At 67.8% G+C, this 11,492-nt stretch carries 11 protein-coding genes and 3 tRNA genes; 2 read left to right on the plus strand and 12 right to left on the minus strand.

What is annotated here, in order from left to right:
* Positions 1–83: 83 nt before the first annotated feature.
* From HUS23_02970 to pcnB, 6 genes are all read right to left on the minus strand, one after another.
* Entirely contained in the window at positions 84–464 is a 381-nt protein-coding gene (locus tag HUS23_02970; protein QKT02848.1) for an aspartate 1-decarboxylase, read from the minus strand.
* 77 nt (positions 465–541) lie between these two features.
* Positions 542–1,402 (minus strand): pantoate--beta-alanine ligase, encoded by an 861-nt coding sequence (locus HUS23_02975; GenBank protein QKT02849.1) that lies wholly within the window; start codon positions 1,400–1,402, stop codon positions 542–544.
* A 12-nt stretch (positions 1,403–1,414) separates the two neighbouring features.
* Complete coding sequence (gene panB, locus HUS23_02980) at positions 1,415–2,209, minus strand: 3-methyl-2-oxobutanoate hydroxymethyltransferase (GenBank protein ID QKT02850.1); 795 nt, start codon at positions 2,207–2,209, stop codon at positions 1,415–1,417.
* Entirely contained in the window at positions 2,206–2,859 is a 654-nt protein-coding gene (locus tag HUS23_02985; protein QKT02851.1) for a deoxynucleoside kinase, read from the minus strand. Before HUS23_02985 ends, panB begins: the two co-directional genes overlap by 4 nt.
* 55 nt (positions 2,860–2,914) lie before the next feature.
* Positions 2,915–3,409, minus strand: coding sequence for a 2-amino-4-hydroxy-6-hydroxymethyldihydropteridine diphosphokinase (folK, locus tag HUS23_02990; GenBank protein QKT04942.1), 495 nt, complete (start codon positions 3,407–3,409; stop codon positions 2,915–2,917).
* Between the two features lie 19 nt (positions 3,410–3,428).
* Positions 3,429–4,796, minus strand: coding sequence for a polynucleotide adenylyltransferase PcnB (pcnB, locus tag HUS23_02995; GenBank protein ID QKT04943.1), 1,368 nt, complete (start codon positions 4,794–4,796; stop codon positions 3,429–3,431).
* A 205-nt stretch (positions 4,797–5,001) separates the two neighbouring features.
* On the opposite strand from pcnB, the gene HUS23_03000 reads away from it, so the two are divergent.
* Together HUS23_03000 and HUS23_03005 are read left to right on the plus strand one after the other, a co-directional pair.
* Positions 5,002–5,077, plus strand: a tRNA-Glu gene (locus HUS23_03000).
* A gap of 134 nt (positions 5,078–5,211) precedes the next feature.
* Entirely contained in the window at positions 5,212–6,447 is a 1,236-nt protein-coding gene (locus HUS23_03005) for a conjugal transfer protein TraF (protein QKT02852.1), read from the plus strand.
* 1,089 nt (positions 6,448–7,536) lie between these two features.
* On the opposite strand, the gene HUS23_03010 is transcribed toward HUS23_03005, so the two are convergent.
* The 6 genes from HUS23_03010 to HUS23_03035 all read right to left on the minus strand — a co-directional run bounded on the left by HUS23_03010 (position 7,537) and on the right by HUS23_03035 (position 11,214).
* Positions 7,537–7,613, minus strand: a tRNA-Met gene (locus tag HUS23_03010).
* A 76-nt stretch (positions 7,614–7,689) separates the two neighbouring features.
* On the minus strand, positions 7,690–8,781 hold the full coding sequence (gene ychF, locus HUS23_03015; GenBank protein QKT02853.1) for a redox-regulated ATPase YchF: 1,092 nt from the start codon (positions 8,779–8,781) through the stop codon (positions 7,690–7,692).
* 29 nt (positions 8,782–8,810) lie between these two features.
* The gene (pth, locus tag HUS23_03020) at positions 8,811–9,386 is read right to left on the minus strand and encodes an aminoacyl-tRNA hydrolase (GenBank protein ID QKT02854.1); all 576 of its coding nucleotides are present in this window, start codon (positions 9,384–9,386) and stop codon (positions 8,811–8,813) included.
* 18 nt (positions 9,387–9,404) lie between these two features.
* Positions 9,405–10,037, minus strand: a complete 633-nt coding sequence (locus HUS23_03025) for a 50S ribosomal protein L25/general stress protein Ctc (protein QKT02855.1) — start codon at positions 10,035–10,037, stop codon at positions 9,405–9,407.
* Between the two features lie 116 nt (positions 10,038–10,153).
* Positions 10,154–11,092, minus strand: coding sequence for a ribose-phosphate diphosphokinase (locus HUS23_03030; protein ID QKT04944.1), 939 nt, complete (start codon positions 11,090–11,092; stop codon positions 10,154–10,156).
* A gap of 47 nt (positions 11,093–11,139) precedes the next feature.
* Positions 11,140–11,214, minus strand: a tRNA-Gln gene (locus tag HUS23_03035).
* Between the last annotated feature and the right edge of the window lie 278 nt (positions 11,215–11,492).

Below are 11,492 nucleotides of genomic sequence, written 5' to 3' on the forward strand. Positions count from 1 at the left end.
TGGTGAGTATAGGCCGCGCGCGATGGCGCCCGGCGGGGCGCCGGGTCAGACGAAAGGAATGCGGGCGGCGAACCGCCCGGCGATCAGGCGACCTGCACCGGGATCGCGTTGCAGCAGCGGGTGATGCGGTTACCCTCGCCGAGGTAGACCAGGTTCGGCTTGTAGTTCACCAGTTCCTGGTTGCTGAGGCCGACGTAGGCGCAGATGATCACCAGATCGTCCACGTTCGCCTTATGCGCGGCGGCTCCGTTGACCGAGATGATGCCCGAGCCCTCGGAGGCGCGTATGGCATAGGTCGTGAAGCGCTCGCCGTTGGTCACGTTGTAGATCTCGATCTGCTCGTACTCGCGAATACCGGACACGTCGAGCAGGTGCCCGTCGATCGCGCAGGAGCCTTCATAATGCAGCTCGGCGTGCGTAACGCGCGCCCGATGCAACTTGGCCTTGAGCATGATGGTCTGCATGTCACCTTCCCAACCGGGGACGCAAGCAAAGGCGACCATTATGAAGCCACCGCACTCGGCATTCAACAACGCGCCCCTCAGTCCGGGGTGCGCCCCACCAGCACGTTGTCGATGAGGCGCGCGCGTCCGAGGCGCGCGGCGGCCAGCACCGCGAAGCGCTGCTCGTCGGGCGCGGGCGGCGCGAGATCCTCCAGGCGGCGCACGCTGAAGTAGTCGGGCTCCATGCCCGCCGCGCGCAGTGCCGCAGCGCCCTCCCGCTCCAGCGTTGCATAGTCGCGCACGCCGGTGGCAAGCTCGGCCGCCGCCGCCTCCAGCGTCTGGTGCAGCGCCGGCGCGCGGGCGCGCTCGGCAGGCGTCAGGTAGGCATTGCGCGAGGACAGCGCCAGCCCGTCGGCGGCGCGCGCCGTCGGCGCCCCCACCACCTGCACCGGCAGGCGTAGGTCGCTGACCAGGCGTTTGATGACCAACAGCTGCTGGTAGTCCTTCTCGCCGAACACGGCCACGTCGGCGCGCACGATGTTCAGCAGCCTCGCGACCACCGTGGCCACGCCGTCGAAGTGGCCCGGACGCGCGGCGCCGCACAGGATGTTGCCGAGCGCGGGCGGCACCACCACGCGCATCGCACCGTCCCGACCGTAGGGGTAGATCTGATCGTCGCTCGGCGCGAACAGCAGGTCGACGCCCTCCTCGGCCAATAGGCCGGCGTCGGCCTCCAGGTGCCGAGGATAGGCGGCGTAATCCTCCGTGGGACCGAACTGCAGGGGATTGACGTAGATGCTGACCACCACGCGCGCGGCGCGCCGCCGTGCTTCGCGCACCAGTTCCAGATGCCCCGCGTGCAGGCTGCCCATGGTGGGGACGAAGGCGAAGCGCTCGCCGCCCGCCCGCCAGCGCCGCCGATGCGCGGCCACTTGTTCGACGGTGTTGCAGAGATCCATGCGGAATGTGCCCTAGTCGAAGCTGTGCTCCGGACCGGGGAAGCGCCCCTCCTTGACCGCCTGCACGTAGGCGCGCACCGCGCCAGGAACATCGCCCGCCTCGCTCATGAAGTCGTGCACGAAGCTGGGGCGCTTGCCGGGCGTGATGCCGAGCATGTCGTACAAGACTAGCACCTGGCCGTCGCAGCCCGCGCCCGCGCCGATGCCGATCACCGGAATCTCCAAGGCCTGGGTCACCTGCGCGGCCAACGCCGCCGGCACGCACTCCAGCACCAACAGGTCGGCGCCCGCCGCTTCCAGCGCGCGCGCCTGCTCGAGCAGCGCCTCGCCCGCGGCGCCGCGCCCCTGCACGCGGTAGCCGCCCACCTTGTGCACCGATTGCGGCAGCAGCCCGAGATGGGCGCACACGGGCACGCCGTGCGCGGCGAGCAAGCGCACCGCGTCGAGCACCGGCGCACCGCCTTCGAGCTTTACCACCTGCGCCCCACCCTCTTTCAATAACCGCGCGGCGCTGTCGAGCGCCCGCTCCGGGGTCGCGTAGCTCAGCGAGGGCAGGTCGGCCACGATCAGGCCATGGCGGCTGCCGCGCTTCACGTTGGCGCAGTGGTACACCATGTCGTCCACGGTGACCGGCAGGGTCGAGTCGTGCCCCTGCAGCACCATGCCCAGCGAATCGCCCACCAACAGCACGTCGACGCCCGCCTCGTCCAGCACCGTCGCGAAGGCGGCGTCGTAGGCGGTCAGGCACGCGATGCGCGTACCTTCCCGCTTCATGCGGCGCAGTTGGGTGAGACTGAGTCGGCTCATGAGTTCAGCGCGATGGGCAACGGATTGAAGTAGTGCCGGCCGCTGCGCATGCCCCGCACCTGCTCCAGAAGCTGGGCGTAGTCGGCGTCGTTGGTGGCGAAGTCGATCTCGGTGGCGTTGACGATCAGCAGCGGCGAGTCGTGATAGTGGTGAAAGAAACGCGTGTAGGCGTCGCACAAGCGCTGCAGATAGTCCTCGTTCATGTGCCGCTCGCTGGGTCGGCCGCGACGTTTCACGCGCGCCTGCAATACTTCCACCGGCGCCTGCAGGTAGATCACCAGATCCGGCGTGGGGACGGCGGGCGTGAGCTGTTCATACACCTGGCGGTAGAGATCCAGCTCGTCCTCGTCCAGGTTGAGCTCGGCGAACAGCCGGTCCTTGCCCATCAGGAAGTCGGCGACGGTCAGGGGTCGGAACATGTCGCCCTGGCGCAGCCCCTTGAGCTGCCGCGCCCGTTGAAACAGAAAGAAGAGCTGCGTCGGCAAGGCGGCGCCGCGCGGGTCGCGGTAGAAGCGGTCGAGGAAGGGGTTCTCCTCGTCACCCTCCAGCAGCAGTTCGCCGCTGAAACTCTGCGCCAGACGACCGGCCAGGGTGGTCTTGCCGACGCCGATGGGACCTTCCACGACAATGTAGCGAAACGCGCTGCTCATACGGCTGCCGCTCCCGTGTGTGTACCGTGTAAACAGGATGCCTGGATGAGCCGCCTCACGCGACTCCGGTCGCCAGCCGCACCAACCCCGCGTCGGAGCAGCGCGCCACCAGCGGACCCAGCGGGCCATGCCCCGGGATATCGAGGTCCGGCGCGATATCCCGCAAAGGATACAGGACGAAGGCGCGCTCGTGCAGTCCCGGGTGCGGGAGGGTGAGGCGCGCATCGACGAGCTGCAGATCCCCGTAGAGGAGCAGGTCCAGATCGAGGGTGCGGGGTCCCCAGCGCTGCGCACCGCGCACCCGCCCCTGCTCCTGCTCAAGGGCCTGCAGCGCATCCAGCAGGGCGTGCGGGGCAAGTTCGGTGTCCAGCGCGGCGACGGCGTTGACGTAATCGGGTTGGTCCTGCGGGCCGAGCGGCGCGCTGCGGTACAAGGGCGAGGCGATGACGGCGTCCACGCCCGGCAGTTGCGCCAGGCGCGTGAGGGCACGGCTGACCTGGGCGAGGGGATCCCCCAGATTGCTGCCGATACCGACGTAGGCCCGCACCATCACCGGCCGTGCGCGCCGCTCAGGCGTCGGGCGTCGGCTGCGCCGTTCGGCGGCGACGCCGGCGCCGGCGCCGCTTGCGCTCGGGCTCACCCTCCCCCGTCGCCGCGGGCGCGCGCACCAGCGCCTCCTTGGTGGTGCCGTCCGCCTCCTGAAAATCGGTCCACCACTGGGCCAGCTCCGCGACGTCCTCGCCCGCCTCGGCGCGCAGCAGCAGGAAGTCGTAGCCGGCGCGAAAGCGCGGCTGCTCGATCAACTGCGCCGCGCGGCGCCCGGCGCGGCGCGTCAGGCGCTCCTGCAAGGCCCAGATCTCGCGCATCGGCTGAGTGAAGCGGCGCGGAATCGCCACGCGCGCCACCTGGCCCGCAATCACCTCGTCGGCGGCAAGCTGGACGGCCTCCGCCTTCGGCACGCCGTCGGCCTCGTAGCGGCGCGCGTGCAACTGCAACGGCTCCCACAACAGCGCGGCGAACAAGAACGCCGGCGTGACCGGCTTACCCTCGGCCAGGCGCGCGTCGGTATTGCCCAGCGCGCGCAGTACGAAGGTGAGCGGCACCCCTTCGGCCTGCACCGACACGCTCGCCTCGGTCTGTGAGAACAGATGGTCGAACAGGTGGAACTGGCGCAGCTGGTCGTAGGCCGCCACCGCGTGCCCGCTCAGGAATAGCTTGAGCACCTCTTCGAACAGGCGCGCGGGCGGTACCTGTGCCAGCAGGGGCGAGAGCGCACGCACCGCCTCGGCGGTCTCCGCGTGCAAACGAAAGCCGAGCTTGGCGGCAAAGCGCGCCGCGCGCAGCATGCGCACCGGATCCTCGCGGCAACGCTGCCAGGGATCGCCGATGAAGCGCAGCTCCCCTGCATGCAGGTCGTCCAGACCGCCGGTGTAGTCCACGACGGAGAAGTCCGCGATGTTGTAGTAGAGCGCGTTGACGGTGAAGTCACGGCGCCAGGCGTCTTCCTCGAGGGTGCCGTACACGTTGTCGCGCACGATCATGCCAGAATCGTCCTGCAAGGCGCCCTCACCCTCCTCGGTGGCGGGGCCGCGGAAGGTCGCCACCTCGATGATCTCGCGCCCGAAGTGCACGTGGGCTAGACGAAAGCGCCGCCCGATCAAGCGGCAATTGCGAAACAGAGCGCGCACCTCCTCGGGGCGCGCGTCCGTCGCGACGTCGAAGTCCTTGGGTTCGCGCCCTAACAACAGGTCGCGCACGCCGCCGCCCACCAGATAGGCCTGATAACCCGCGTTCTGGAGGCGGTAAAGGACTTTGAGGGCGTAGTCGCTGATATCGGCTCGGGAGATGTTGTGCTCCGGCCGGGGGATGATTCGTGACGCGCTGATGAGACGATCCTCGCTTTGCTTATATTTTCCTTGCGCGGCCGCGGTGGCCATCGCGCCTATTGGGCCCGCTACAACATCGCCCACTGACGCGGCGCCTTCGCGTGCGGTTCCGAAGCAGAGCCCCGGAACCGGGTTGAGAGGCTGGCCGGACGGCGCCCGTCCCTGCGGCTCGAAGATTCATGTTGAGCAAATGCTAAAGCTCGGTATAATACCACCGCTTCGGCAATCATCCTATGATTGCTCGCTTTATCCGCACGCTCCCTTCGTCTAGCGGCCTAGGACACCGCCCTCTCACGGCGGGAACAGGGGTTCGAGTCCCCTAGGGAGCGCCATCTTTCGCTGCACCATCGTCCGACCTCCCCCTATCCGGCGTTTAGTGTGACGCAGTTCTCAAGTTGCGTCTCGAGCTGCCGTCATAGACATCGCCGCGCACGGAACGCGCCCTTCATCCGTAGGGGGACATCCAATGAAGAACAAACTCTTGGCCGCCGTCGGCGCGGCTGTTACGGGCGCGTGTGTCACCGCCGCTCAGGCTGCACCATTTACGGCGCTCGACGCCCGGGCGCTTGGCATGGCCGGCACCGGCGTCGCCGCCGGCGCCCCGCACCAGGCCGCACTCTATAACCCGGCCCTGCTCGCCGCCCATCCCGATCAGCGCTTCGGGCTCATGCTGCCCTCGATCGGCGTGCGCGCGGCCGACCCGCAAGACCTGTTCGACGAACTCGACGACTTCCAGGACAGGGAACTGGTCGAACGCCTGGAGGCGGCGGTCGCCGCGGCGGAGGCGAATCCCTCGCCGACGACCGCCGAGGCCGTGCAGGACGCCGCGCGCGACCTGAAGGCCGGGCTGGAGCGCTTGCACGGCCGTGCACTGGTCGCCGACGCGCAGGCCGGCCTCGGCATCGCGGTGCCCAGCCAGAGCCTCGGCGTCGCCGTGAGCGGCCATGGCTGGGCCAGCGGCGGCGGCCTGCTCAGCATCAGCGAGGCCGACCTCGCGCTGATGGATCAGTACATCGACTACGACGGCAGCGGTGCCCCGCCGCCCTTCGAGGGCGATCGCGATCTACAGTCGCAGGTCCTGCTGCGCGGCGCGGTGATTGCCGAGTTGGGCGTCTCGCTGGCGCGCGCCTTCTCGGTCGGCGGCCGGACGATCGCGCTCGGCATCACCCCCAAGTACCAGAACGTGCGCACGCTGGATTACGGTTTCCAGGTCCAGGACGAGGACGCCGAGATCTCCCTCAGCGAGGGCGAGCGCCAGTACAGCAACTTCAACGCCGACCTCGGCATCGCCACCGAACTGGGCGGTGGTTTCCTGGCCGGCGCAGTGGTGAAGAACGTCATCTCCCAGCGCTACGCCACGGTGGAGGGCAATGAGGTGACGCTCAAACCGCAGGTGCGGGTAGGGCTTGCCCACCGCAGCAAGTGGACCACGCTTGCGGTGGACATGGACCTCACCGAAAACGACCCGCTCGGTTACGACGAGCGCACCCGCTACCTCGCCCTCGGCGCCGAGCTGAACCTCTGGAACACCGTGCAGCTGCGCGGGGGCTACCGCCGCAATCTGGTGTCCACCGACATCAGCGCCGGCGATATCTATGCCGTCGGGCTCGGCTTCTCGCCCTTCGGCGTGCACCTCGACCTCGGCGTCGCCGGCAACGACAGCGACGTCGCCGCCGCGCTGAACCTCGGCCTACGCTTCTAAGTGAAGGGCTGAAATACCGCCATCCTGGCGCTCCCAGGCCGCGCGAAGGCACATCTCTGGCCGCGGGAAGCGCTGAGTTTCCAGAGCTTCCCTAGGCTTCCTCCTGGACCCGTGCCTGGGAAAGCCGACGGCCACACCCGCCCAAGCCTCGTTGTTCCAGACTCACGCGGCCCATTACGGGCACCACATGCAACATCTCCCCTACTCGCTAATCAGGAGCTTTCAAGAACAGAGGGGAGGTGGTCGTGACGCGGGCACGGCGCGCGCAGAACCGCTGTGCCACAAAGTGGTGGCTACGGGTGGACTTGACGGCCGCGCCCGGAGCGCGGACGGACGCCGCGCAGCGGCGCCCGCAGGGCTGCGGCCATGGATGGCCGCAGTCACGGATTCGTCGGGAACGAATCCGCTCGCCGCGTAGCGGCGCCCCGCCGGGGCGAGGCCCAGGATGGGCCGAGAGATCCCCCGACCTCAGCTTTCAAAACAGAGTGGAGGCGGTCGTGACGTCGGCAGAAGCGCTGAGAGAACCACAGTGCGCTAAGGAAGATTGGTGGCTACGGGTGGACTTGACGGCCGCGCCCGGAGCGCGGACGGACGCCGCGCAGCGACGCCCGCAGGGCTGCGGCCAGGGATGGCCGCAGTCATCCCCCGACCTCAGCTTTCTGAACAGAGGGGAGGTGGTCGTGACGCCGGCAGAAGCGCCTGTAGAACCACAGCGCGGTAAGTAGAGTGGTGGCTACGGGTGGACTTGACGGCCGCGCCCGGAGCGCGGACGGACGCCGCGCAGCGGCGCCCGAAGGGGGCGCGCCAGGGATGGCGCGCATCATCCCCGACCTCAGCTTTCTGAACAGAGGGGAGGTGGTCGTGACGCCGGCAGAAGCGCCTGTAGAACCACAGCGCGGTAAGTAGAGTGGTGGCTACGGGTGGACTTGACGGCCGCGCCCGGAGCGCGGACGGACGTCGCGCAGCGACGCCCGCAGCGCTGCGGCCATGGATGGCCGCAGTCATCCCCCGACCTCAGCATTCAAAACAGAGGGGAGGTGGTCGTGACGCGGGCACGGCGCGCGCAGAACCGCTGTGCCACAAAGGAAGTGGTGGCTACGGGTGGACTTGAACCACCGACCTCAGCATTATGAGTGCCGCGCTCTAACCAACTGAGCTACGTAGCCAAAGAGAACCGGCCGGCATGGGCCGGAAGCCGCGCATTTTCCCTGCCGGGGCGCGGGCTGTCAAGGCAAGCGGCGCTCAGACGTTGAAGCGGAAGTGCATCACGTCGCCGTCCTGCACGATGTAGTCCTTGCCTTCCAGGCGCCAGTGACCGGCCTCCTTGGCGCCCTGCTCACCGCCGTCGGCGACGAAGTCGCCATAGCCGACCACCTCGGCGCGGATGAAACCCTTTTCGAAATCGGTATGAATGACCCCCGCCGCCTGCGGCGCGGTGGCGCCTACCGGCACGGTCCAAGCGCGGACCTCCTTCTCGCCGGCGGTGAAGTAGGTCTGCAGGCCTAGCAGTTGGTAGCCGGCACGGATCACCCGGTCCAGCCCCGGCTCCTCCAACCCCAGTTCCTGCAGGAACTCGGCCCGCTCTTCCTCGGCCATGTCGGCCAGGTCGGCCTCGATGGCTGCACATACCGGCACCACCACCGCCCCCTCGGTGGCGGCGAACTCGCGCACCTGATCGAGGTAGGCGTTGTTCTCGAAGCCGTCCTCGGCCACGTTGGCGATGTACATGGTCGGCTTGACCGTCAGCAGGTGCAGATCGTAGAGCAGTGCCTGCTGATCGGCATCCAGGCCCAGGGCGCGCACCGGTCGGCCCTCGTCGAGGGTCGCGCGCACCTGCTCGTAGAGCTTGGTACGGGCAATCGCGTCCTTGTCGCCGCTCTTGGCTTGCCGACTGACGCGCGCGAGGCCTTTCTCAACCGTCTCGAGGTCGGCCAGCGCGAGTTCGGTGTTGATGACCTCGATGTCGCCGAGCGGGTCCACGCGGCCGCCGACGTGCACCACGTTCTCGTCCTCGAAGCAGCGCACCACGTGGGCGATGGCATCGGTCTCGCGGATGTTGGCCAGGAACTTGTTGCCGAGGCCTTCGCCCTTGGAGGCACCGGCCACCAAGCCCGCGATATCCACGAACTCCATGGTCGTGGGCAGCACGCGTTGCGGTTTCACCATGGCGGCCAGCTTGTCGAGCCGCGGATCGGGCACCGGCACCACCCCCACGTTGGGCTCGATGGTGCAGAAGGGGTAATTGGCCGCGTCGATGCCGGCCTTGGTGAGAGCGTTGAACAGCGTGGACTTGCCGACGTTCGGCAGACCGACGATACCGCACTTGAATCCCATGGACGCGTAGGTTCCTTACTGTGACCGGATCAGTTCCGGGTGTGCAGGCGCTGCATGACCTTCTGGGACTCGCCGGCGAGCAGCATGGGCATGCACTCCAAGGCCTCGGCCAGCCCCTCGATGATCAACTCGCGTTCGGCCGCCGGCGGCTTGCCGAGCACATAGCCCACCACGTCGTTACCCGGGCCGGGATGCCCGATGCCGATACGCAGCCGCGCAAAGGCGTTGGTGCCGAGCTGGGCAACGGTATCGCGCAAGCCGTTGTGACCGCCGTGGCCGCCCCCCTGCTTGAGCCGCACCTGACCGGGCTGCAGATCGAGTTCGTCGTGCGCCACCAGCACCGCCTCGGGGGCGATCTTGTAGAAGCGTGCCAGCGGGCCGACCGCGCGCCCGCTATGGTTCATGAAGGTCTGCGGTTTGAGCAGCCACACCGGGCCTTCGGGCCCGTCCAAGCGCGCGACCTCGCCCTGGAAGCGCGACTCGCTCTTGAAGCTCGCCCCGTGGAGGCGCGCCAGCGCGTCCACGAACCAAAAGCCCGCGTTGTGCCGGGTCTCAAAATACGTCGGCCCGGGATTCCCCAGGCCGACGATGAGCTCAGGCCGCAACTGCCCGCTCCTTGCGCATTACTCGGCGGGCGACTCTTCGCCCTCGGCCTCCTCGCCCGCGGCCTCGACGGCGCCACGCGGCAGGGAGATGCTCGCCACCGGCAGATCATGCTCGGGACCATGAGCGAGCTCAGGCAGCTCGACGCCTTTGGGCAGCTTGATGTCGGACAAGTGGACCGAGTCGCCGACGTTCAACCCCGACAGGTCGACCTCGAGGAACTCCGGCAGGTCCTTGGGCAGACAGGAGATCTCGGCCTCGATGATGTTGCGACTCACGATACCGCCGGCCTTCACCCCGGGCGCCGTATCCTCACCCATGAAGTGCAGCGGCACATGCACCCGCAGCGCCTCGTTCTCGCTCACCCGCAGCAGGTCGACGTGCAGCACGATCGGCTTGAAGGGGTGACGCTGCATGTCCTTGAGCACCACCCGCTCGGCCTTGCCGCCGAGCTTCAGGTCGAGGATGTGCGAGTACACGGCCTCGTTCTCGAGCTGCTTGAGGATCTCGCGCTGCTCGAGAGTGATGGACTGGGGATCCTTGCCGGCGCCGTAGATCACGGCCGGCACCTTGCCCGCGCGACGTAGGCGGCGGCTCGCACCCTTCCCCACGTCGGCACGGGGTTCACCATTCAGTACAAACTGCGCAGTCATTGCGTTTCTCCTATCAACGAAAAACCACCGCTGGTGCGGTGGCCGGACCCTCCCGCGACCAGGAGGGATATGCCGCCGGTACGGCGGCGCGAGGCATCCGCTCGCGCGGGCTGCCCTCAATCCATGTACAGCGAGCTGACCGACTCCTCGGTGCTGATGCGCAACATCGTCTCGGCCAGCATCTCGGCGATGCTGAGCTGGCGGATCTTGTCACATTCGCGCGCCTCGGGGCGCAGCGGAATGGTGTCGGTCACCACCAACTCGTCCAATTGCGAGCGCGTGATGTTGGCCACCGCCGGACCGGACAGCACCGGGTGCGTGCAGTACGCCACCACCTTGGCGGCGCCGTGATCCTTGAGCGCCTCGGCCGCCAGACCCAGCGTGCCGGCGGTGTCGACTAGGTCGTCGATCATCACGCAGGTGCGCCCTTCCACGTCGCCGATGATGTTCATCACGCGCGCCTCGTTGGGACGCGGACGGCGCTTGTCGATGATGGCCAGTTCGGCATCGTCCAGACGCTTCGCGAGCGCCCGCGCGCGCACCACGCCGCCCACGTCGGGGGACACCACCATCAGGTTCTCGTAATGCGAGAGCCAGATGTCGCCCAGCAGGATCGGCGAGGCGTATACGTTGTCCACCGGCAGGTCGAAAAAGCCCTGGATCTGATCGGCGTGCAAGTCCACCGTGAGCAGACGATCGGTGCCCACGCTGGCGATCATGTTGGCCACCACCTTGGCCGTGATGGGCACCCGCGCCGAGCGCGGCCGCCGATCCTGGCGGGCGTAGCCGAAATACGGGATCACGACCGTCACACGGCTGGCCGAGGCGCGGCGTACCGCGTCGACCATCACCAACAACTCCATCAGGTTGTCGTTGGTGGGTGCGCAGGTGGGCTGCACGATGAACACATCGCGCCCGCGCACGTTCTCCATGATCTCGACCATTACCTCGCCGTCGGAGAACCGACCGACGATCGCCCGGCCCAGGGGCATATTGAGGTAGCCGGCAATGTCCTGCGCGAGCTGCAGGTTCGCATTGCCGGAGAAGACCATCATGCTGCGGTCGGCCACGCCTACCCCTTCACGTGCTGCACAAACGAAAGTGGCTGGGGCGCCAGGATTCGAACCTGGGTATGCAGGGATCAAAACCCTGTGCCTTACCGCTTGGCGACGCCCCAATTGATGCGGACATGGGCCATCCTGGCCCAGTCCTTTGACGCTGCGGCGAAAACAAGTTTCCGCCTTGCTTCGCGCGCTTTACAGCGCGCGGCGGTGCTGCTGTTCCAACGGACACGAGCCATCCTGGCTCGGTCCTTTGACGCTGCGGCGAAAACAAGTTTCCGCCTTGCTTCGCGCGCTTTATACAGCGCGCGGCGGTGCTTCCCTGCACCGCAGAACAATCGGTCGTTCGGCGCAGTGCCGGGCCACGGCCATCCTGGCTCGATCCTTTGACGCT

Source organism: Ectothiorhodospiraceae bacterium 2226, assembly GCA_013348725.1.
Lineage (GTDB): Bacteria > Pseudomonadota > Gammaproteobacteria.